Source organism: Yersinia rohdei ATCC 43380, assembly GCF_000173775.1.
In the GTDB taxonomy this organism is placed as follows: domain Bacteria; phylum Pseudomonadota; class Gammaproteobacteria; order Enterobacterales; family Enterobacteriaceae; genus Yersinia; species Yersinia rohdei.
In genome coordinates, this window is sequence record NZ_ACCD01000045.1 from 1 (window position 1) to 22,668 (window position 22,668).

Consider the following 22,668-nt stretch of genomic DNA (forward strand, 5'->3'; position numbering starts at 1 on the left):
AAAAGGTTTTTTGAGGCGATTGTTTTGCTATATATGAAAGATAGACGAGTAATAAATGGGCCCCAGCTGTTTAACTGGAGCTATTTGTGGTTAATAGGAGCAGGATTTGTCTGTGATTGCATCAGAATAAGCGAATCTGGTGAGGGCAAAACTATGATAGAGAAGCTCTATTATGCCAAGGTTAGTGCTAGTTTATTGCCTGATAGACGCTATAACCGGTAACTGCTCCCGCGACATCCCAGGCAAAATCCTTCCAACTCCAGCCAGTGCCATTTTGGCGGCTATCATACAGTTCTTTACCCGCACCAATACCTATCGATAACAGTAAACCAAAATTACGGCTTTTAGCATCTGACCAATTTTGATGCTCACCATAAGCGGTGCCCGCAGCGGCTAAAGCAGCAGAGGCAAAAAAATGTTGCGCTTTATCCTTCCCTGTCCAACTGTCATTAGCCATATGAGTACATGCCGAGCTAATGAAAAGCAGTGGAGCAAGAATTAAAGAGCGTAAATAAGGTGAGCACCACATGCTGTATTCCTCTGGCGGAGATAATAAAACCAGCATATAAACTAATGCTTGTGAGATAAATAGCTACAGTTTAAAGCTATTATTCCGCTTTCCGGCCGGAAAGAGAATTGGGTGGAGGTTAATTTCTGTAGGGTATTTATCTTCTGACTCAAAAGCATAAAAAAATCCGTAACTTTTAATAAGATTACGGATTTTCATATAGCACGTAGATTGTGCTACTGCTCATTTGCGACTTAACAGATTGCTATTAAGTCATATAAACAGATATTTATTTTAGATTTACAGAATACGACTAATAAGCCGGTCGATACGAATTCTACGCAGACGACGGATTAGTTTGCGAACCTTGACGGGGTATTGCTGAATATTTTCGAGATCAAGGTAGTGCGAAACCACTTTAGTATGGGTGCGGATGCACTCCAGCTCTTTCGCTCGCTGTTCATGCAGTTCATGTTTAGGGTCGTGGATCAAAATGGCATTTTCCAGATCCAGACGCCATGCTCGCGGATTCAAGTTATTACCGGTAATTAATTGCCAGTTATTATCGACCCACATTCCTTTCAGATGGTAAGTATTGTCGCCATCTTTCCATAAGCGCACGATAAGTTGCCCATTATCAACAAAGCGTTGTAAACGGCTAAGGAAACGGCGCAAGTTTATTTCATACAAATAAGGTAATGCGCCGATAATCTTAAATGGTTGATCTTCAGGAATATAAAAGTCATTCGCTGTTTTATCGCCAACAATTATCTCAACCTGTTTACCTTCGCGCAGCAGATAAATGATATTGCGTACCAGCAGCGCGGGCAGATTAAAGTAAGGCGTACAGATAGTGAGCTGCTCATCAGCTGAAGCCATTAAATGATGAATAGTTTTGTTTAATTGGCTTTTTTTACCTAACCCAACCAATGGGGTGACGGCTAATTCGTCATTGCCAGCTTGTGTTGGGAAATGATAGCCGATGTCGCGCAGTGACGAGCGAAACTGCCGGGTTTCATTTTTGATCTCAGGATTGGTCGGACGATCAGTGCGATCAAGACGTTGCACCGCACCAGCACTCAATACCTGCTGTTTTACATAACCCACCATAATATCGGCTAATAATGGGTTCTTGATTAATTGGTAGCGATCATAACGATATTTATCGTTTTGATGAAGATAGACATCATTGATGCTGGCACCGCTGTAAATCACGGTGTCATCAATGATAAAACCTTTCAGGTGCAATACGCCAAGGGCTTCTCGGGTATTCACTGGAACACCATACACAGGGACACACACATCGGGATGCTTGCTTGCCATCTCACAATACCAATCTGCATTGGTATTGACCGCCGCGGCTCCGATGCGGCCACGCTGGGCGCGATGCCAGTCTACCAGCACAGAAATTTCTAGTTCAGGATGTAACAGCTTTGCCTGATAGAGGGCGTTCATCACATCACGGCCTGCGTCATCCTGCTCCAGATATAGCGCCACCAGATAAATACGTTTGGTCGCCTGGCCTATTAATTCCAGCAGTGTAGAGCGGAAAACCTTGGGGCAATAAAGCGTTTGGACATCATCAACTGGCTGGGGGAGTTTGGGCAGTTGTGCAAGGTGTTGTTGATGTTTGCTACGTTTGAATTTTGACAACATCACAGTGCGCTTCTTCTCTTGTTATTTTATGGCAGAACCGCCATATCCAAAAAAACACTAATCCATAGAGTTGGGCGATAATACCACTACTTTTCCGGATTGTGCGCAAGTTTTGCCTGCCGTAGACCGAATCGCCTATCTAGGTGGCCAATATCACTTCGATTGATATGATTGAACTCAAAGTGTCAGCTCCAGATTAACGATCCCATCTTCCATTTGTACCTCAATACTAAAGCCGAGTTTTTTTGCCAAACCAATCATGCCGTGGTTATTGGGCATAGTGATTGCGGTTAGGCGTGTTAGCCCGTGGCTGCGCGTATACTGGATCATTTTTTCCAGTAACTCTCGTCCAAGCCCCAGCCCTTTGAGATCAGATCGCACCAGTACCGCAAACTCGGCATCAATATTGTCGGGATCAGAAAGTGCGCGTGTGACACCAATGATTTCCGCCCCTGTCACCTGCTGGCGAACCGCCACAAAGGCCATTTCTCGATCATAGTCAATTTGCGTCATATTCGCCAAATCATCATGAGTGAATTCGTTGATTTCGCTGAAGTAGCGATAGTAGAGATCTTCTTTAGTGACCTGATCAATAAACAATTTTAGCAGTGGCTCATCTTCCGGCAAAATTGGGCGGAACAAACATTCAGAGCCATCTTTAAGCACCACTTTTTGCTCTAACTCGTGGGGGTAGGGGCGGATAGCCAGTCTGGCTTGCGGATCGCCAGTGACTGGGGACAACTGCATTGAAACATCCAGCAAGGTGAATTCACTGCCTGAAGCAAGCACTGGGTGAATATCTAAACGCGAGATTTCAGGGCAATCCAGAATCAGGTTGGATACTTGCACCAGTAAGCGGCTGAGCCCTGGGATATCTAAAGGCTGCATTGAGCCGCGATTACGAATTTTTCCGCCTTTGACCGCCTGTATAATCAGGTAGCGAGCCAGTGCCATATTGAGTGGCGGCAGGGCGACTGCGGCTTGGGTTTCATGATGCCATTCAATTCCCCCTTCCCCTAGCATGATAAGTGGGCCAAAGATGGCATCTTGCTCGACGGCAATTCGCAGCTCCTGTGCTCCGGCCCGGTTCGCCATACTTTGCACCAGCAACCCGTGGATACGGGCTTGGGGGTAAGTGCGTTTGACGCGGTCAAGAATATCGTCAGCAGCCCGCTGGACTTCAATTGCGGTACGCAGATACAACATCACGCCCTGAACTTCTGATTTATGCGCAATATCTGGCGAGCGCAGTTTGATGGCAACCGGGTAACCAATACGTTCGGCGATATGTACCGCTTCGACACTGTCACTGGCAATCCAGGTCGGCAACATATTGAGGCCATAAGCTTCAAGGATAGGTTGTACTTCATGAGTATCGAGCTGAGTCGTGCCTTCTGCCAGTGCCTGGCGAATCAACTGATGTACATGAGCTGTATTGGCCGTGAGACCGACAGGTAATGCGGGCGTTTCTTTCAGCTGCTTTTGGTTACGGCGGTATTCCACCATGTGCATAAACGCGGTAATTGCACCTTCCGGTGTGCGGTAGGTTGGGATCCCCGCTTCTGTGAATAAGCGGCGGGCATCTTGTGATGAATATTCACCACACCAGTTAGTCAGTAAAGTGATGCGTTTGCCGCGCGGATGCTGGCGAATAGCAGAAATCAATAATTCGGCGGTTTTGCTGCCCGGAGCCGCGGCACTCGGGGAGTGAATCAACAGCAGCGCATCATAGTCAGTGCTGTCCAGCAGCGGTTTAACCGCCGCCAAATAGCGCTCAGCGCTAGCATCATCCCGCAGGTCTATTGGGTTACGTAAGGAAACAAAAGATGGCAGCGCCGCGCCCAAGGCGGATTGCGTGCTATCAGAGAGTGTCGCCAGCTTCCCATTGCGGCTGATCAGCTCATCCAATGCCATCGCCGCGGGGGCAGCACCATTGCTGACAATCAGCAGGCGCTCTCCGCGCAATGGATGCATATGGCTGAGGGTTTCGACCGCCGAGAACAATTCGTGAGTATCCTGAACCCGCAGCAAACCCGCGCGTTGGATAGCTGCGTCATAGGCGGCATCCAATCCTTGCTGGGCGTTGAGTAACTGCTGGGCTCGTTGGCTGCGGCCACTTTTGACCACCAGAACCGGTTTATTGCGCGAAGCACTGCGAGAGGCGGATAAAAAGCGGCGCGCATCACTAAGATGTTCGATATACAGCATAATGGCGCTGGTTTTGCCATCGCGGGCTAAGAAGTCGAGTAAGTCATCGACATCAATATCCAGACTATCACCCAGTGCAATAAAGTAAGAGAAGCCCACTTCCCGTTGCTGCGCCCAGTCCAAAATGGTGTTTGCCACCGCCGCTGACTGGGAAATAAACGCCAGTCGGCCTTTTTTAATTGGAACGGGTGAAAAACTGGCATTTAGCCCTTGCCACGGTGCTAGCAAGCCCAAGCTGTTTGGGCCAAGTAAGCGCATGTGATGGCGCTGCGCACACGCTTTTAGCTCGGCGAGTTGCTCGGTGGCGGCAGACAAAATAATCACGGCCTTGCAGCCACGAGCCCCTAAATCTTCCAGCAGGGAGAGATTGCGCTGATCGTGAGTGCATAAAATAGCTAAATCAGGGGTGATGGGAAGGCTGGCGATAGTTGCATAAGCCAGCACACCGCACACGGCTTTATGGCTGGGGGTTACCGGTAGGATCGGGCCATTAAAGCCCCCGTCGAGCAAATTGCGCATCATCAGAAAACCCGCCCGCTCTGGTTTTTCAGACGCGCCGATAACCGCAATCGACTTTGGGCGTAGCAGTGCTTCTAATCCACGTTGACTCATGGTTTATCCCCGTCAGCTTTCAAGTTGCAGGTCTGTTGGCCGCACTCGCTCACCCCTTGGGCCTGCGCCAGCGCTGTTCAAATTGGTTTGCAACCAGATTTGTCTTTTACGTGCCGCCTTCCTGTGCCCAGAAATCTATGGGGTATAAGTTAAAGGCTGCTCATCTGATTTTATGCGATATTTTCGCCAGTTGCTGTGACTCGGGCCACTGGATGATGAGGTTTTCCCGCTAAATATTGCTGGCGAAAATAATGAAAATGCGCAGTTAATCCTTCAGCGGCTTGAAGGTCACCGGCTTGCTGGAGCAGGGCCGCAGCAACCTCTACCGTGCAGTGTTGCTCCGGGCGTGGTGCTTCGCGCAGCAGATAATCAGAGGCGTTACTGACATTCAGTGACAACAGCGGTAAATTGGCAAGATACGGGCTTTTGCGAAACATCTTTTTGGCCTCAGTCCAGGTGCCGTCCAGCAGAATAAATAATGGCGGTTTATCGCTGATGGGCAATTGATTGAGTACCTGCCGCTCGGGATCGGCATATTTCTCTGGAAATACCACATAAGGCTGATGCTGCGGGTCATTTATTACAGCTAACAGTGCTGGAGAAACTTCAGTTCTGGCCCAGAGAAACGCCTGGGTATTGGGCAAAATGTCGGCAATTAGGCGGCCAGTATTGCTGGGTTTTAGTGGCTCAGTATCAAACATAATCAGGCAAAATTGGCTCTTCGCCGCTTGCGGTTTGATAGTGTCACACAAGCAAAGATGCTCCACCAACAAGCAACCTTGGCAGCGAATAGCACGGCAACCTCGGGCGCGATAAGGGCGGGTAGAGAGTGCCAGCCGCTGGCGACGCAGACGTAATACTGCATTTTCCGTCGTTATACTTACGGGCAATGGCTGCTCGTGGATAAATGTTTCCGTCACGACGGACTCCTAAAGAAATAGCGTTATTCTAATGAACCTCTGGCCTGAGTTATAGAAAAATAACGCCCCTGACAGAAAGCTGCCCGGGGCGTCGATTTAATTCTGAAGGGGAATGCCCCCAAATGAGCAATAAATGAAGTAAACTAGCTTAGCGTGTCTGTGGCGCGGCGGCTAATTGCTCATCTAACCAATTATCAAAAGGTGTTTTGGGCACTGCGCCGCTAAGTATGTCGACCATTTTGCCGTTACGATACAGCATAATGGTGGGAATACTGCGGATACGAAAACGAGTGCTGAGTGCGGGTTCTGCTTCAGTATTGATTTTGACGAAACGTACTTTTTCCGCGCGCTCTGCGGCAACCTCTGCAAAAATAGGGGCGAAACTGCGGCAAGGGCCACACCAGGGCGCCCAGAAATCGATGACAACCGGCAGGTCGTCTTGCAGCAATTTATCCAGCGTTTCGGCAGTGGCGTTAATCACTTCGCCATCAAATAAAGAGTGGCCACAGCGCCCACATTTAGCGCCGTCATCAATACGTTCTTCCGGCAGGCGATTGGTCGCCATACAAGCTGTACATACCGTATTCATAAATTAGCCTTTATTTTGTATCTCAGTAGATAAGAGAAACCAGGCAGCAGAAGTGAGCTGCAGTGTTTCGTTGTTACCCTATTATGGATATAAATGAGCCAAGTGCCAAAAAGGTTTATTCGATGAATACGATAGTTGGTAGCTTTTAGTGCTTGCTTATGGCTAACCGGGCAGACATCAGGTAATCTTCGCGCCCTGCGCGTTGGTGGAGAAGACAATGAACGATTCATTTAGTGGTAAGAACGGCAAAGTTAAAGTGATGTACGTCCGTAGTGACGAAAGCAGCGACAGCCGTAACAGCAATGACCGTAACAGTAATGACCGTAATAATCGCGGTAAAAACCAGCGTCCGGCGGGCAAAGGCCGTCCGGGTGATAATGCCAGTCAGGGCAGTTCACAGCGTAATAATGATTCTCGTCGTAATGATTCCGGCCGTAATGAACGCCCAAGTTCTAACCGCCCGGCGCGTTCTGACAGCAGTGGCCCTTACGATTCACCGTGGAAAACCGTGTCTCGTGCGCCATCAGAAGAACCCGAGTTTGATCACGGCGGTATCAGCGGTAAAAGCCATGTTGACCCGGCGCAATTACGTCGCCAGCGAGCAGAAGAAACGCGTGTTTATGGCGAAAACGCCTGTAAAGCGCTGTTTGAAAGCCGTCCTGATGCTATCGTGCGCGCTTGGTTTGTGCAGTCAGTTACCCCACGTTTTCGCGAAGCGCTAAAATGGATGGCGGCTAACCGCAAGGCTTACCATGTGGTTGAAGAAGATGAATTAGCAAAAGCCTCCGGTACCGAGCACCACGGTGGTGTGTGCTTCCTGATTAAAAAACGTCAGGGTTTGGATGCCGAAACCTATCTGCAACAGCAGACTCAGGCGCAAGATTGCGTACTGGCACTGGAAGACGTGGGTAACCCACATAATCTGGGCGGCATTATGCGTACCTGTGCACACTTTGGTATTAACGGCGTGTTATTACAAGACCCGGCAATACTGGAATCAGGTGCAGCAGTTCGGACAGCAGAAGGCGGCGCAGAGCATATCAAAGCAATCAATGCGGATGATTTCCTCTCCGTGCTGGATACCTTCCGCAAGGCCGGCTACACCATCGTCACCACTTCAAGTCATAAAGGTGTCAGTCTGTCAAAAGCAGAACTGCCAGCCAAAATGGTATTGGTCTTAGGGCAAGAGAGTGATGGCCTGACAGACAGCGCCTGGCAGCAAGGTGACATGAGTGTGTCTATCGGCGGGACAGGCCGAGTTGAAAGCTTGAACGTTTCAGTGGCGACCGGGATTCTCTTAGCAGAATGGTGGCGTCAAAATAGCGCCCAATAATACCCTTCGGCCTTGACTGAATAATAAAGATAAAAAAGGGGCGCAGGTATTAATCCGCGCCCCTTTTTATTGGCCCACATTCACGCCGCTAGTGCGCGCCACCGCCTCCACCACCGGAGGTAAATGGCGGTTTGGCAAACCAGACTAATGCTAGCAGCAGCAGGAATACCCCAGCCGAGAGCCAGAATATTTCATTGGCCGAGATTATCAGCCCCTGATTAGTGATTTCCCGCGCCAAATAAGCCGAGGCCTGTTGCTGGCTCATTCCCAGTTTCTCCAACTCTTGGTAAGTCTGTGTCGCATTCGGGTTGAAGGGGTTAACAAACTCCGTTAGTTGCGAATGATGCAGCGACTCTCTCTGCGTCCACAAAGTGGTGGTGATTGAGGTACCAATCGATCCGGCCAGTGTGCGCAAGAAGTTAGACAAACTGGATGCCGCCGCCATCCGCTCTGGTGCTAAGCCAGATAAGGTAATGGCGGTGAGTGGCATAAAGAAGCAAGCAATGGCAAAACCTTGCACAAACTGCGGCCAGGCAGAGGCACCAAAGTCCATTCCCGGTTCGAATGTATATGCCCGCCAGTAGAAACAAACCGCATACATAATGAAGCTGAATGTCACTAGCTGTCGCATATCAATCCGATGAGAGAAGCGACCAATAATAGGTGACAGTATCACCGGCAATATTCCCACCGGTGCGGATGCCAAGCCGGCCCAAGTGGCGGTGTAGCCATAGACCTCCTGTAGTAGCTGGGGCAATAAGACAATCGCGCCAAAGTACAACATATAGGCCAGGCTGATGCACAAACAGCCAATGGTAAAGTTTCTCGATTTGAATAATGACAAATCGATTACCGGATGGTCGTCGGTTAGCTCCCACACTATCAGGAAGGTAATGGCAATCACGGCAATGGCCGTCAGGACGATAATCTCAGTCGAGTTAAACCAATCCAGCTCCTTACCTTGGTCTAGCATGATTTGTAAGGCACCGATACCGACTACCAATAAGACCAATCCCACGGTATCAATAGGTCTGATTTCAGTTTTGGTCTCTCGCCCTTTCAGAGTGCTGCTCGCCACTAAAATTACCACCAGCCCAATTGGGATGTTGATAAAGAAGATCCAGCCCCAGTGATAGTTATCACTGATATAACCGCCAAGGATCGGCCCAAAAATGGGGGCGACGACGATGGTCATCGACCACAAGGCTAATGCCATACTTCGCTTCGCGGGGGGGTAGTTATTCAGTAGCAAGCTTTGCGATAGCGGGATTAATGGCCCGGCGACCAGTCCTTGAATGACCCGGAAGAAAATAAGCATTCCCAAGCTGTTTGAAATACCGCACAGCCAGGAGGCGAGTACAAATAGCCCGGTTGACCACAGGAATAATCGAACTTCGCCAATGCGCTTTGCCAGCCAGCCGGTAATGGGAATTGAAATCGCATTTGCCACACCGAACGAGGTGATAACCCAGGTGCCCTGAGAGTTAGACGAACCCAGATCCCCGGCAATGGTCGGAATAGCCACGTTAGCAATAGTGGAGTCCAGCACCTGCATGAAGGTCGCTAATGATAGCGCGACCGTCATCCAGGCAAGTTGGGCACCTTCAAGCGGTTTTTGTGCCACAGTAGCCTCCGGCGCGTTTAGCCTGCATTCGCATGAACAATATCGCTAATGACTTGATTAACCGGGGCTAAATCGAGTGACAGGGCATCGGTGACGAAGGCCGGATCTTTACGCACACTTTGGGCCAGCACCAGGCCTTCGGGATTGGCGGTGTCCACTCTCACGGTGGTCGACAAGCCGATACGCAGCGGATGTTCAGCCAGTTGTTTTGGCTCCAACGCAATACGCACCGGAAGGCGCTGCACCACTTTTATCCAGTTACCCGTGGCATTTTGCGCCGGTAACAGTGAAAAAGCACTGCCGGTACCCATATCCAGACCCACGACTTTCCCTTGATAAACTACATCATCACCATAGAAATCAGTCACTACCGTGGCGGATTGGCCGATTCGCATATTGGCCAGCTGGGTTTCTTTAAAGTTGGCGTCAATCCACATCTCATTGGCCGGAATGACCGCCATCAGCGGTGCACCATTGGCAATTTCAGCGCCCACTTGCACACTGCGACGCGAAACAAAACCGGTGATAGGGCTAACAACCTTGGTACGTTGCAGTGCGAGCCAGGCATCGCGCAGCTTGGCCGCGGCTTGTTCAACTGCCGGTTGTTTCTCCAGCGGGGTATCGAGCACCAGTGCCTGGTTGGCATGGTATTGTGCAATAGCCACATCTAATGAAGATTGCGCAGCCTCTGCGGCCTCGCGGGCATGTTGCAGCTCTTCACGGCCAATCGCCGCCGCCGCCCCCAACACCACCCGGCGTTGCAGGTCATTTTGTGCTTTGCTTAATTCGGTTTTTTTCAGCGCAATATTAGCCAGATATTGTTTGCTATTCACCATGAGCTGGTGGGTTTGGCGCACGGTGTTCGCCAGTGCAGTTTTTGCCTGCTCATAAGCTTGTTCAGCATCTGTGGGATCCAGCGCAAGCAGCACATCACCGCTTTTGACAAAGTCAGTATTTTCAAAATTAACACTGATAACACTGCCGGGAACCTGCGACATTATCTGAACCTGGTTGCCAGATACATAAGCATTATCAGTTTCTTGATGATGACGTAGCACCAGGAACCAATAAATAAGGTAGGCCACGCCAATAAGGATAAAAATAACCGTCAGTAACATCAGCACGCGTTTGCGTTGACTCTTTTTGTTCTGCGGTTGTTGCGGGTTTTGAGCTTCCGCGTTTGCACTCATGGTGTTCTCCAAGCTCTATTATTTTATATTGTTTTTTTGTGACCCGATTGCCGCATTTTCCCCATCCATCAGCTGTATTGCTGGAATCCCTCATTTAAAACTGAGGCGCAATATTCTCGCTATAGTCACCGCCCGCCGCTAAAAAACAGCGAAAAAGGGCACGATCCTCCAGCTATATGGGGAATGACTTAGTTTTTACCTGGACAGATATCGTATGGAATTACTGTTCCGGTACTACCATTTGATCCAAACGAGTCAGTAGCTTACGCGTCAGCATTTCAAGCTGTTGCTGTTCGTCGGCATCAAGTGTTGACCAAAGAAAATGCAGACATTTATGTTGTGGGGGAAGCAGCTGATTTAAAAACTCGACACCCGCCTCGGTTAGGTGCAAATGCAGACAACGGCGGTCATTGAGACTTTCACGACGTTCAATCCAACCTTTCTTTTCCAGCTCGTCTGCAATTCGGGTGGCATTGGTGCGAGAGGAACCCAGTGCAGCACTTAATTCTGAGGGTTGGATACTGTGGCTTTCTTGAGCATCGAGTGTAATTAATGCCATAAACAGGGTTTCGTTAATCCCTTGAGCTTTTAGCATTTTGTTGCGGTTTTCTAGCAATTTACTGTGCATATGCATACACAAGCGCGTCAGCAGAATTTCCTGATAAGGGAAATCTTTCTCACGTTTTGCACGAAAACTAAGCATCTCTTCTATGGGACTAAACGAACTTTCCATTATAAGGAACCTCATTAATTTCAAATGGTACAGTAACGATAGTGACTAATAATGTAAACGGTATAATTAAGTAAAAATTTAGCAATTAGTGTTATTCCGTCACTGTCTGTAAATAAATAGTATTATTAATTGTAAGGATATTGTGTTTTGACTCAAAAATTAAGCAAATTGTTACGCCAGAAGCATCAGTAATTTGAATGTCAGACCATAACTGAGTGCACCCAGTAATGTGGCGAAGATAATACTGTTGGTTTTATAAAAGCACCCGCAAATAACCAAAAAACCAATAAGTGTGGGAATTAATTTTTGCGGGTTATGCATGATTTCTGGGGTGCTGGAAACCACCAACAGGGCACATATAGAGGCGATGCCAATGCTGTCCAGTAACAGAGAGATTTTCCCCCGTTGCAGACCCGCTGATTTGCGGGCTGGCCCTAAACGCAGGGGTAAATAACGAAACAGATAATTTACGGTTCCCACCACTAAACCGATGATCAAAACCTCAGTATTCACGGCGTTGGTTCCTGTTCATTATTCTTATTCTGCTCAATGGGTATTTCTGCTGCGGGTTGGAGCAGGGTTGCCAGACATCCCCCACCAATGCCGGCCAAAATAGCCACCGGAATAGAAAACAGTAATACGCCAAGCAAAGCACCGGCGAGTGAGGCTATCACTGTCAGGCTGTATTGGCGTTTGAACGACGCTAATAAAAAACTCAGGAACAGCGCGGGTAACATAAAGGAGAGCGACGCCTCAATTGCCGGGTAATTTTCTAGTGGGCCATTACCAAATATTGCGCCAATTGCGGTACCAGCAACCCAGGATAGCCACGAAGTGAATGCAATGCCGAGCATCCAGTTTTCGCTCCAGCGGCGTTGGTCTTTCATTAATTTGGTGGTTGCGGCGGCAAATACTTCATCGGTTAAGCCAAAGGCCCATAAGGCGGTTTTTTTACCGGAGAGTTTCGCCACAATGCGGTGTTTAAGTGCCGGGCCGTACAAGATATGGCGGATATCCATTGCCATCACTGTCAGGGCGGAAACCCACAATGACATCCCCGCACTGAGCAGGGCGGTTATCACGAATTGGCTGGCACCGGCATAAATAATGCAGGAGAAGAAAATAGCTTCCCACGAGCTGAAACCAAGTTTCACCGAGCTTAGACCAAAGGCGAAAGCTACCGGCAAATAACCGATAACAATGGGGAGGCTATCAGTAATGCCTTCTGCAAAGGTGGCTGTCGACTGAGTTGTTGGCGGGGCGGCGGTAATTTGGCTTTGCATAGAATACGTTTTGGGTTGCAGGGTAAAATAACTTGTTAGCTAACATTACCAGAGTGGTAATTGTCTTAATACCCTATAACCCAAATTTATATCCATACTGACTATTAGTTAGCTAACTAATAGGTTGATTGGCGGGTTGATTTGCCGGAGGATCAAACCGTTTACCCGTCAACCAGGTGATTATATTCAAGATACACAACACGACCCCGGCGCTGGCAACACCATACCAACCTGCGTGCTGATAAGCGGCGGCTGAAATCAGCGAACCTAATGCCCCACCAATAAAATAACTGGTCATATAGCCGGCGGTTAACCGATTTCTGGCTTCCGGCATCATGTGATAGATAACGCTCTGGTTGGTGACGTGAACCCCTTGAACCGCTAAATCCAGCACGATAATCCCAATAATCAGCGCCAGGATTGAATGTTGCCCAAATGCGATTGGAATCCATGACAGCAGCAATAATATCAAGCCGGCGCTGGTGGTCATGCGGGCTTTACCTTTATCGGCTAATTGGCCGGCTTTGGTCGCCATTAATGCCCCGGCCGCCCCGACTAAACCAAACAGCCCAATGGTGGCTTCTGAATAACCAAAGGGGGGAGACGCCAGCAGAAAGGCCATTGATGTCCACAACACACTGAAATTGGCAAATGATAATGCGCCAAGTAGGGCGCGGGTGCGCAGCATTGGGGTGCGGATAAATAAAGAAAATATCGAGCCGAGCAATTGCCCGTAATTCAGCTCAGTTTGTTGTTTATAGCGCGGCAGATAGCGCCATAAAATCAGTGCCATAACTATCATCAATGCGCTGGCAACCCAGTAAATAGTGCGCCAACCGCCAATAGAGGCCAATGCGCCCGCCACGGTTCGCGCCAGTAAAATACCCAGCAACAGGCCGCTCATGATAATGCCGACCACTTTACCGCGTTTTTCCGGTGCGGCCAGGGTGGCGGCCAATGGCACCAGCAATTGTGCTACCACAGAAAACAAGCCGGTGAGGGCGGTGCCGAGGATCATCATGGTGAGATTTTGCGACATGGCGGTGATTAACATGCCACCGGCAGCCAGCAGGGTCATACTGACAATCAGCCCACGACGTTCGAACATATCCCCCAGCGGCACCAGGAACATTAATCCGACCGCGTAACCCAACTGAGCCGCAGTAATGATAAAACCGGCCTGATTGACTGACAGATTAAAAGCTTGCGCGATAGTTTCTAACAAGGGTTGGGCATAATAGTTGCTGGCAACGGCCAGTCCGGTAGCCACTGACATCAATACAATCATGGCTGGACTTAAACCGGCACTTTCGGTTTTTTGTATCATGGAAAATTATTCTGAATTGAAAAGAGTGACAGTATTAGATAAATAAGAGTTTTAAACCAAGGGATAATTTTATTTGATTTAGGGATGGGCTCAGTTATTAAGGTATTGGTATTTATTTAGCCTCTGGGATCGCAACCGGTAAGGTGTGTGTGAGTGCTGCACGGTTTACTTGTCATCCATCGCTTGCGGCCTATCTCCATCCTTCTCTCACATCAACTGATAGACATTAAAACTATTGTATTATAGTGTTTTTATCTATTTTTAATTCCAACCAGTATCAAGATAGACCTACGAGCATCTATATTCTTTTAGGGGCCCAGCTTTCTATTAACAAATAGAGGCCGCCACAGAGTGCTGAGCGCACGCCAAGTGGCGATGTTAAAGCCCGAAAACCAAGATTATAAACCGGCTGAGGGTGGCGGCTTGTTTCTGCTGGCCAAAACCAATGGTTCAAAATAGTGGCGCATGAAAAATCAGTTTGCTGGAAAAGAGAGAAAATTCTTGTTTGTGCCGATACCAAATGCGCTGAAGTTTAATCATTGCCGGGTAGCAAAAGAATTAGCGCCCAGTACTTGCCGTTGATGGCTGAGTTACTTTGCGGTTGGTTTATGTTGTTTATTTTTAGCATATCAGGTGGGGCTTTAGCCGCCTTACAATTAAAAGAGATAGGCGGGGGTGTAAAGGAATGGTTCAGTTGGTGATGATTTTACTGGGGGTGGATTATCTGCGTAATCGCTGGCGCGGATTAATGATTGCTGGTTGCCTGGGGGTATTGGCGGGCTTAATCGTCTTCATCGATGCGTTGGATAACGTGATTTATTTTCCCTTAAATCCTTTTGCATGTCTGTTACTGCTTGAGGGCGTGGCGACGTTGATGGTCGCGCATACGGGCATCGGTGGGCAACGAACCTTACGTTACGTAAAAGGTGGGGCATTTTCACTGGCTGCATTATTGATCTTGAGCGGGCAGCATCATGGCCATTTCATTTTATCGATGATTTTCGGCACGTTATTCTTGGCCGATGGATTATTGCAAATCGTTAGTGCTGGGGTTGTGCGCTATAAAAACTGGAAGTTTGTGGTGGCTGGCGGTGTATTGGAAGTCATGATAGCCATTTTCTTCTTCCAGCCCTATCCGACCCATTACGCCGGCACCGTGCCTTATTGTTTAGGTTTGGGATTGATGTTTGGCGGGTGGAATATGGTTATGTTGGCGATGCGCGTCAAAAAACTGAAGGTCAATCCCGCATTTTTGGGTAATAAGGCCGCGGAGAAATCCAGTAGTGCAGCAACAACGCCTATGGTGACGGAGTGGGATGGCCCTCCTGCTGCTGATGAACCTGCATTGACCGTGCATGTCTGGACACCCGTGGGTTCCTCTAAGGGGACAATAGTGCCCCATCCGGTAATTGATCGTTATATTGCGGCGGTGGATAAAAATGGGGTGATTTCCACCGGCCATGCTGCGCTGGAATCTCCGGAGGGTGTCTATATCAGCCTCTATCCGGCAGTCGATCTTGACCGGTCGCCAGAGCAATTTTCCCGCTTGCTGCGGGCAACGGCAGACAATAATGTCGAAGGGCAATTTCAGCCAGATTATGTGACTGAATCTGAAAAATGGTGCCCTTCAACCACACAGGTGCGGATCAGAAACTACGACGCTAAACGTTTGAAACGGTTCTGGGAAATCTATCGTGAAGATAATACCTATAACCTTACTCATCGTAATTGCTCCAGCAGTGCGGCGCGAGGGCTTGAAGCTGCGCTGGAGGGGGTGGTGGGTAAGATATGGGGACAACGTGGTCACTGGTGGGTGTTGAGTAAAATTCTCACGACGCCGGAGTTATGGGTGGCGGTACAAATACGTAAACGCGCCAAAACCATGGCCTGGACACCAGGACTGACGCTGGACTACGCACGGGCGCTCAGCATGTTGGCGGACCCTCGGCCAGCGGGCTGGGTAGCCACCATCCGCCGTGCCGTGCGGAAAATGTCTGCTTTGCGCCAGCAATGGCGTAAGGAAAAAGCGCAGGCCACGATAGAGGAAGATGCTCGCAATGAGCCTTCAAATGGCAAAGGTAAGTAGCAATTATGGCAATGTTTCCGTGGTTGACCCCACCCATCGCAAGTAATGACCAAGACTGGGTGTTGGAATACGCCAGGTTACCGCAGGTGGAGTGGCGGGCGCAGGGTAAAATAGGGCTGCGCAATATTCGTAATTTCAGATATCAATCCACGCGTGATGAATATGTGCACGATTGGTACGATGCAGAGATTGATATTAGCCAACTCAAGACAGTCGATGTGGTGTCCTCCTACTGGTCTGGCACGGCTATTGCGCATCTGTTTTTGAGTTTTGGTTTCGAAGATGGCCGTCATTTGGCTATTTCGATTGAAACGCGGCGTAGTCGCGACCAGCAATATTCTATCTGGCGTGGTTTTTTCAAACACTATATGTTGACCTATGTCCTTGCCGATGAGCGGGACTTAATCGGTGTTAGAACCGATGTGCGTAAAGAGCGGGTTTATCTTTATCCCCTTCAGATTTCACCAGAGACGGCCCAGGCTGTTTTTCTGAGTTATTTGCAACGTATGGAGCAACTGGATGGCCAACCCGAGTTTTATCACACGCTATTTAATAATTGTACGAGCAATATTTTGCACCATGCGGCTGCGGTTTCTGATGAAATTCGTTATAGCTGGAAAGTCCTGGTTAGCGGCTATGCCGATCAATATATCTATGAACTCGGCTTATTAGATAATAGCCTGCCTTTTGAACAGCTGAAAAAACAATGTCTTATTAAAAGGCCGGAGAAGGCATTAATAGATGAGGATTTTTCTCGCCTTATTCGCCAGGGAGTTGAGCGGGGAAGTTAAATTGAGTAGAGAAGTTAAAGGGCTCAGTTCGCTTATTCGTTTTACTGAATCGCCCAGAATCTGATATCACGCCCTGTGAGTGGTATCAGATTATTTACTCTCACTCTTCGCCAGCCTTTTACGACATCGTCGGAGTGCTATGTCCAGACTGCCGAGCCTCTAGCAGCAAGTGTAAAAGGCCGCATACGAGAGAGCATATTGGCGGCAAAACTCACTGTCGGGCGTGAGAAGCAGCATACTGATTTGGGTAAGAAATGGAGGCTTTTTATGTCGGCAGCTAACCAAAATCCACTGTTTAATCAGATAAATCCACCAGCACGACTGCTAATGGGGCCGGGGCCAGTCAATGCCGACCCACGGGTGCTGCGGGCGATGTCCTGCCAGCTGCTTGGGCAGTATGATCCGGCGATGACCGAGTACATGAATCAGGTGATGGCGCTGTATCGCGGGGTATTTCGGACAGAAAACCAGTGGACAATGTTAGTGGATGGCACTTCTCGCGCGGGTATCGAGGCGATTTTGCTGTCCGCTATCCGCCCCGGCGATAAAGTGCTGGTGCCGGTTTTTGGTCGATTCGGCCATTTACTCTGTGAAATCGCCCGCCGTTGCCGGGCCGAGGTACATGTTATTGAGGTGCCTTGGGGCCAAGTATTCAGCCCAGATATGATTGAAGATGCTATCAAAAAAGTACGCCCGCGCCTGCTGCTGACGGTGCATGGCGATACCTCAACAACCTTGCTGCAACCGCTGGCTGAATTGGGCGAAATTTGCCGCCGCCATCAGGTTTTGTTCTATACCGATGCCACTGCCTCACTAGGCGGAAATCGGTTGGAGACGGATGCATGGGGGCTGGATGCGGTCTCGGCTGGGTTGCAAAAGTGCCTCGGTGGGCCATCTGGCAGTGCTCCGGTGACACTTAGCCCGCAATTCGTTGCACAGATTCGGCGTCGTGCATGTGTTGAGCAGGGGATCCGGACTCAGGATAGCCGGGATGGCGACGAGGAAATTATTTATTCCAATTACTTTGATCTGGGAATGATCATGGATTATTGGGGGCCAGAGCGCCTGAATCACCATACTGAAGCCACTAGCATGTTATTTGCGGCGCGAGAATGTGCGCGAGTCATACTGGAAGAAGGTGTGGATAATGGCATTGCCCGCCATGCCTTACATGGCGCAGCACTGCTGGCAGGTATTCAGGGCATGGGGTTGGCTGTGTTTGGCGATATGCAGCACCGGATGAATAATGTGCTGGGGGTCGTTATTCCGGCGGGCATTCCCGGCGAGCAAGTTCGGCAACTGCTGCTAAATGATTTTGGTATTGAAATTGGCACTTCATTTGGGCCATTGAATGGCAAAATCTGGCGCATCGGTACTATGGGATATAACGCCCGCAAAGATTGTGTGATGCAAACGCTGGTGGCATTGGAGGCGGTATTGAACCGTTTAGGATTTGCTACTGTGCAGGGGGCGGGGCTGCAAGCCGCATGGAATATTTATCAGGCGGAAAGTGATAAGTAATTACTGACTCAACCAATTGCTGACTCAACCAATTAATAAATAATATATTAATGCACGCGCTTGGAGTGACAGCGCTGAAATAAAATAATGGCAGTTGCTTGGACAGATGCTAAGCAGCCCGCATGGCGCTTCATTAATATTGGCTGTGGGCATAATATTGGTGCGCAGCCAAGGGGAAAGCATCTCTGGAGCAGGAGCCCTTAAACCGGGCGCTTTACTCTTTTTCCGGTCTTCCCCGGCGCACATCATATTGTGATTCATTTATAACAATAAAAAGTCGTCTGCATCGCGCCATGCCGGGAAGGCATCGCGATAATTTTTCAGTTTATCTAAGGATAATTCAGCATCCAACTGTGCTGCTTGCCCCGCTGCGGCTTGTGCCAGAATCTCGCCTTGTGCATCTATAATCAGGCTATCACCTTGATAATAATGTCCATTATCATCATTGCCGACCCGATTGCAGCCCGCGACATAAGCTTGATTTTCGATAGCTCTTGCTGCCAGCAATGTTTGCCAGTGTTTGGCGCGAGCTGCTGGCCAGTTAGCCACATACAATGCTAAATCATAATCTTGTCGGTTACGCGACCACAGCGGAAAGCGCAGGTCATAACAGACTTGCGGCAAAATGCGCCAACCGCGCCATTCCACGATGTTACGCACTTTGCCCGCCTGATAGTGATGGTGCTCACCGGCCATGCGGAACAAATGGCGTTTATCATAGCGATGGATTTTTCCATTTGGCTCCGCCAGTAGAAAACGGTTAACCGCGCCTTCTGGTGTCTGCAGGGCGACACTGCCGCCAATCAGGGCATCTGTGCGCGCTGCCCAATGGCGTAACCAGCTAATGACCTCGATTTCCGGCAGCGCATTTTCTGCGGCATTCATAGCAAAACCAGTGGTAAACATTTCTGGCAGCACAATAACATCCCGCTGCTGTAAGGGTTCCAGCAGGATGTCAAAGTGGCGCAGATTTGCTGATGCATCCAACCACACTAACGGCTGTTGCAGCAAAGTCAGTTTTAAAGTTGACACAATCGCTCCGCAGCGGCGTCCAGCGTGGCATCCTGCTTGGCGAAGCACAACCGGATCAGTTTATGAGGGAAGGGGCCTTCACAGAATACCGATAATGGAATGGCGGCCACGCCCACATGTTCGGTCAGCCATTGGCAGAATGCCACATCATCCAGATCAGAAATGGCACTGTAATCGGCCAGCAGGAAATAAGTCCCTTCACTTGGCAGAATTTTCAGGCGGCTGGCTGACAAAGCTTGAGTAAAACGATCACGGCGAGCACGGTAAAATTCGGGTAATTGCTGCCAGTGTTCCGGCTCGGTATTTAGCATGTCGGCCAGTGCCAGCTGAATCGGTGTACACACCGAGAAGGTCAGATATTGATGAATTTTACGGACTTCGGCGCTGATCGCCGCAGGAGCAATGCAATAGCCGACTTTCCAACCGGTCATATGAAATGTTTTGCCGAAAGACGAAACCGCAATCGCCCGCGCCCGCAGCTGCGGATGGGCTAAAACGCTAGCATGCCCAGCTTCACTGAAGCAGATATGTTCGTATACCTCATCGCTCAGTACATAAATATTGCGCTCAGCAATGATTTGCCACAATTGTTCAAAATCTTCTGCCCGCCACACCGTCGCCGAAGGGTTGTGCGGCGTATTGACAATCACCAGCCGGGTGCGCTCAGAAATGAGGTCGGCAAACTCAGCCCAGTCGGTGGCAAATGTTGGGGGTTTTAGTGCGATGCGCTTAAGAATGCCGCCCGCCAATTTAATCACTGGGGCATAGCTGTCGTAGCTGGGATCAAAGCAAATAACTTCATCACCCGGGCGAACCAACGCGGTGATCGTGGCAAATAAGGCTTCGCTGGCACCGGTGGTGACAGTGACTTCGCTGTCTGCATCGGGCTGCCAGCCATAGGTTTTAGCGGTTTTTTCAGCAATGGCATGGCGCAGCGGAGCCACACCGGTCATTGGCGCATATTGGTTGGCCCCCTGGCTCACATGATAAGCCAATTGTTGTTTTAGATAATCGGGGCCATCAAAATCCGGGAAACCCTGCGACAAATTAATTGCTTGGTGCTTTTGTGCTAAGGCACTCATTTGCGAGAAGATTGTGGTGCCTTGCGCAGGTAATTTACTGTCTGGAATAAAAGATAAACTGCTCATAGCTGATGAATACTCTGGCGCGGTATGTTGCTGTCAATATAACACGATGTTAAGATTTGGCAATCAAGACGCTTAGATGTTTAAACGGCTAAATGCCAAAAAATGCTAAGCATAGTTAAAATTGTGCTAACAATAATTATCTGGCTTATTACAGCAGCAACAGGCCATAGCACAGCAACACCACAACAGGGATATGCAATGACAGAAAATGAACAACTCGGCGCGCTGCTCGCCGCCTGCCACTGGATCGGCGAGAAGGGCTGGTGCCCGGCGACCGGCGGCAATATGTCCCTGCGGCTGGACGCAACACAATGTTTAGTGACCGAATCTGGCAAAGATAAAGGCAGCTTGACCGCAGATGACTTTCTGCTGGTGGAAACGGCCAATAACCATGTGCCCAGCGGTCGCACACCTTCGGCAGAAACCGGCCTGCATACTTTGCTTTATCGCCGATACCCTGAAATCAATGCGGTCTTACATACTCACTCGGTGAATGCCACTGTGCTATCGCGGGTCGAGCGCAGCAATGAATTAGTATTGCAGGGCTATGAGATGCAAAAATCGCTAGCAGGGCAGCGCAGCCATCTTGACTCAGTCATTATTCCTATTTTTGATAATGATCAGGATATTCCTGCCCTGGCGCAGCGAGTGGCAGCACTGGCAGACCATAGCCCGCTACGTTATGGCTTTTTAGTGCGCGGCCACGGTTTGTATTGCTGGGGCAATAGCGTGTCTGAAGCCCGCCGCCATTTGGAAGGATTGGAATTCTTATTCCAGTGTGAACTGCAACGGCGTTTATTTAACGTAATCCCTTAAGGCTGGAGGCCCAATGATTCAGGCAATAGTGACCGATATTGAAGGCACCACCACCGACATTCGTTTTGTTCACCAAGTGCTGTTTCCTTATGCCCGCGAACGATTGACACCATTTATTCTTGAGCATCAACAAGATAAAGAGGTTGCTGCTGCACTGGCTGATTTACGCCGTGAGATTGAGCAACCGGCAGCGGAGACTGAAACGTTGATTGCCGCCTTGCACCGTTTTATGGATGAAGACCGCAAATCCACGGCATTAAAAGCCATTCAGGGCATTATTTGGCGTAGCGGTTATCTGCAAGGAGATTTTCGGGGGCATCTGTATCCAGAGGTTGCTCAGCAACTGGCTGAATGGCACCAGCAAGGTCTGGGGTTGTATGTGTATTCTTCCGGTTCGGTTGATGCCCAGAAATTACTGTTTGGTTACAGTGATGCGGGGGATTTACGCCCCTTATTCAGTGGCTATTTTGATACCCATGTGGGGGCAAAACGCGAAGTAAGCGCTTACCTTAATATAGCCAACCAGCTGGCTATCGCACCACAAAACTTGTTGTTTTTATCTGATATTCACCAGGAATTGGATGCCGCCCAGCTTGCCGGCTGGCATACCTGTCAGTTGATTCGTGACCTTCCTGATAGCGAAAGCCGCCATTCACAAGTAAAGCGTTTTGATAATCTAGACTTAGCGCGTTTTAAATAAATAGCAGAGGATGTTACAGCATGAGCGGATTAACCATTTTCAGTGACCATCAGCCACAACAGCCGCTATGGCAAAGCTTTGATGCTGACGAAATCCAACAGGAATTGACGGCAATTGGCGTGCGTTTTGAGCGCTGGCAGGCAGACCGTGAATTGGGGGAAAACCCACAAGCAGAAACCGTGATTGCTGCTTATCAACATGAAATTGACCGCTTAGTGGCTGAAAAAGGCTATCAGAGCTGGGATGTGATAAGCATGCGCCCTGATAATGCACAGCGCACAGTATTGCGCGATAAATTCTTATCAGAACATACCCACGGTGAAGATGAAGTGCGTTTTTTTGTCGAGGGCAGCGGGCTATTCTGCTTGCATCTGAATGATAAAATTTACCAAATCCTGTGTGAAAAGAATGACTTGCTGTCAGTGCCAGCAGATACCCGCCATTGGTTCGACATGGGTTCAGCACCGAATTTTACCGCAATCCGGGTATTTGATAATCCAGAAGGGTGGGTGGCACATTTTACCGGCGATAAGATAGCTGACAGTTATCCGCGTTTAGATTAATACCCTTCGTCCTTGAGGCTACAGGGTT

At 49.2% G+C, this 22,668-nt stretch carries 20 protein-coding genes; 7 read left to right on the plus strand and 13 right to left on the minus strand.

Annotated features, from left to right (window positions below; all coding sequences use genetic code 11):
- Positions 1–187: 187 nt before the first annotated feature.
- From YROHD0001_RS0118840 to trxC, 5 genes are all read right to left on the minus strand, one after another.
- Positions 188–529, minus strand: coding sequence for a YfiM family lipoprotein (locus YROHD0001_RS0118840; RefSeq protein ID WP_032818328.1), 342 nt, complete (start codon positions 527–529; stop codon positions 188–190).
- A gap of 279 nt (positions 530–808) precedes the next feature.
- Entirely contained in the window at positions 809–2,161 is a 1,353-nt protein-coding gene (pssA, locus tag YROHD0001_RS00970) for a CDP-diacylglycerol--serine O-phosphatidyltransferase (protein WP_390620188.1), read from the minus strand.
- 180 nt (positions 2,162–2,341) lie between these two features.
- Positions 2,342–4,984 carry a bifunctional acetate--CoA ligase family protein/GNAT family N-acetyltransferase gene (locus YROHD0001_RS00965; RefSeq protein ID WP_004716710.1) on the minus strand — a complete coding sequence of 881 codons (2,643 nt, stop codon included), beginning with the start codon at positions 4,982–4,984 and terminating at the stop codon, positions 2,342–2,344.
- Between the two features lie 170 nt (positions 4,985–5,154).
- A complete protein-coding gene (locus YROHD0001_RS00960) occupies positions 5,155–5,904 on the minus strand; it encodes a tRNA-uridine aminocarboxypropyltransferase (protein WP_004716711.1) in 750 nt (249 codons plus the stop codon).
- 148 nt (positions 5,905–6,052) lie between these two features.
- Positions 6,053–6,493 (minus strand): thioredoxin TrxC, encoded by a 441-nt coding sequence (trxC, locus tag YROHD0001_RS00955; RefSeq protein WP_032818331.1) that lies wholly within the window; start codon positions 6,491–6,493, stop codon positions 6,053–6,055.
- Positions 6,494–6,710: 217 nt separating this feature from the next.
- On the opposite strand from trxC, the gene YROHD0001_RS00950 reads away from it, so the two are divergent.
- A complete protein-coding gene (locus YROHD0001_RS00950) occupies positions 6,711–7,826 on the plus strand; it encodes a tRNA/rRNA methyltransferase (protein ID WP_004716716.1) in 1,116 nt (371 codons plus the stop codon).
- Between the two features lie 88 nt (positions 7,827–7,914).
- Here YROHD0001_RS00950 and emrB read toward each other — a convergent pair whose 3' ends face one another.
- The 6 genes from emrB to YROHD0001_RS00920 form a co-directional block, all read right to left on the minus strand.
- Complete coding sequence (gene emrB, locus YROHD0001_RS00945; RefSeq protein ID WP_004716718.1) at positions 7,915–9,450, minus strand: multidrug efflux MFS transporter permease subunit EmrB; 1,536 nt, start codon at positions 9,448–9,450, stop codon at positions 7,915–7,917.
- A gap of 17 nt (positions 9,451–9,467) precedes the next feature.
- Entirely contained in the window at positions 9,468–10,640 is a 1,173-nt protein-coding gene (gene emrA / locus YROHD0001_RS00940) for a multidrug efflux MFS transporter periplasmic adaptor subunit EmrA (RefSeq protein WP_004716721.1), read from the minus strand.
- A gap of 220 nt (positions 10,641–10,860) precedes the next feature.
- Positions 10,861–11,373: a transcriptional repressor MprA gene (mprA, locus tag YROHD0001_RS00935; protein WP_032818333.1), complete on the minus strand. Its 513-nt coding sequence runs from the start codon at positions 11,371–11,373 to the stop codon at positions 10,861–10,863.
- Positions 11,374–11,544: 171 nt separating this feature from the next.
- The gene (ygaH, locus tag YROHD0001_RS00930) at positions 11,545–11,886 is read right to left on the minus strand and encodes an L-valine transporter subunit YgaH (protein WP_032818335.1); all 342 of its coding nucleotides are present in this window, start codon (positions 11,884–11,886) and stop codon (positions 11,545–11,547) included.
- On the minus strand, positions 11,883–12,656 hold the full coding sequence (locus YROHD0001_RS00925; RefSeq protein ID WP_004716726.1) for an AzlC family ABC transporter permease: 774 nt from the start codon (positions 12,654–12,656) through the stop codon (positions 11,883–11,885). The genes ygaH and YROHD0001_RS00925 overlap by 4 nt, the downstream gene beginning before the upstream one ends.
- Before the next feature lie 112 nt (positions 12,657–12,768).
- The gene (locus YROHD0001_RS00920) at positions 12,769–13,980 is read right to left on the minus strand and encodes an MFS transporter (protein ID WP_186373540.1); all 1,212 of its coding nucleotides are present in this window, start codon (positions 13,978–13,980) and stop codon (positions 12,769–12,771) included.
- A gap of 688 nt (positions 13,981–14,668) precedes the next feature.
- On the opposite strand from YROHD0001_RS00920, the gene YROHD0001_RS00915 reads away from it, so the two are divergent.
- The 3 genes from YROHD0001_RS00915 (at position 14,669) to YROHD0001_RS00905 (ending at position 18,381) form a co-directional block, all read left to right on the plus strand.
- Positions 14,669–16,069: an HdeD family acid-resistance protein gene (locus YROHD0001_RS00915; protein WP_032818337.1), complete on the plus strand. Its 1,401-nt coding sequence runs from the start codon at positions 14,669–14,671 to the stop codon at positions 16,067–16,069.
- Positions 16,070–16,074: 5 nt separating this feature from the next.
- Positions 16,075–16,860 carry an Lnb N-terminal periplasmic domain-containing protein gene (locus tag YROHD0001_RS00910; RefSeq protein WP_004716731.1) on the plus strand — a complete coding sequence of 262 codons (786 nt, stop codon included), beginning with the start codon at positions 16,075–16,077 and terminating at the stop codon, positions 16,858–16,860.
- Between the two features lie 267 nt (positions 16,861–17,127).
- Entirely contained in the window at positions 17,128–18,381 is a 1,254-nt protein-coding gene (locus YROHD0001_RS00905) for a pyridoxal-phosphate-dependent aminotransferase family protein (RefSeq protein ID WP_032818339.1), read from the plus strand.
- A gap of 261 nt (positions 18,382–18,642) precedes the next feature.
- Here the strand turns inward: YROHD0001_RS00905 and YROHD0001_RS00900 are convergent, their stop codons facing one another.
- A complete protein-coding gene (locus YROHD0001_RS00900; protein ID WP_032818344.1) occupies positions 18,643–19,413 on the minus strand; it encodes an amidohydrolase in 771 nt (256 codons plus the stop codon).
- Positions 19,401–20,561, minus strand: coding sequence for a pyridoxal phosphate-dependent aminotransferase (locus YROHD0001_RS00895; protein ID WP_004716735.1), 1,161 nt, complete (start codon positions 20,559–20,561; stop codon positions 19,401–19,403). The genes YROHD0001_RS00900 and YROHD0001_RS00895 overlap by 13 nt, the downstream gene beginning before the upstream one ends.
- Positions 20,562–20,759: 198 nt before the next feature.
- On the opposite strand from YROHD0001_RS00895, the gene YROHD0001_RS00890 reads away from it, so the two are divergent.
- The 3 genes from YROHD0001_RS00890 to YROHD0001_RS00880 are packed head-to-tail and all read left to right on the plus strand — an operon-like array spanning position 20,760 to position 22,640.
- On the plus strand, positions 20,760–21,377 hold the full coding sequence (locus YROHD0001_RS00890; protein ID WP_032818346.1) for a methylthioribulose 1-phosphate dehydratase: 618 nt from the start codon (positions 20,760–20,762) through the stop codon (positions 21,375–21,377).
- A gap of 13 nt (positions 21,378–21,390) precedes the next feature.
- Positions 21,391–22,077, plus strand: coding sequence for an acireductone synthase (gene mtnC, locus YROHD0001_RS00885; protein ID WP_004716738.1), 687 nt, complete (start codon positions 21,391–21,393; stop codon positions 22,075–22,077).
- Positions 22,078–22,097: 20 nt separating this feature from the next.
- Positions 22,098–22,640, plus strand: a complete 543-nt coding sequence (locus tag YROHD0001_RS00880; RefSeq protein WP_004716739.1) for a 1,2-dihydroxy-3-keto-5-methylthiopentene dioxygenase — start codon at positions 22,098–22,100, stop codon at positions 22,638–22,640.
- Positions 22,641–22,668 lie beyond the last annotated feature (28 nt).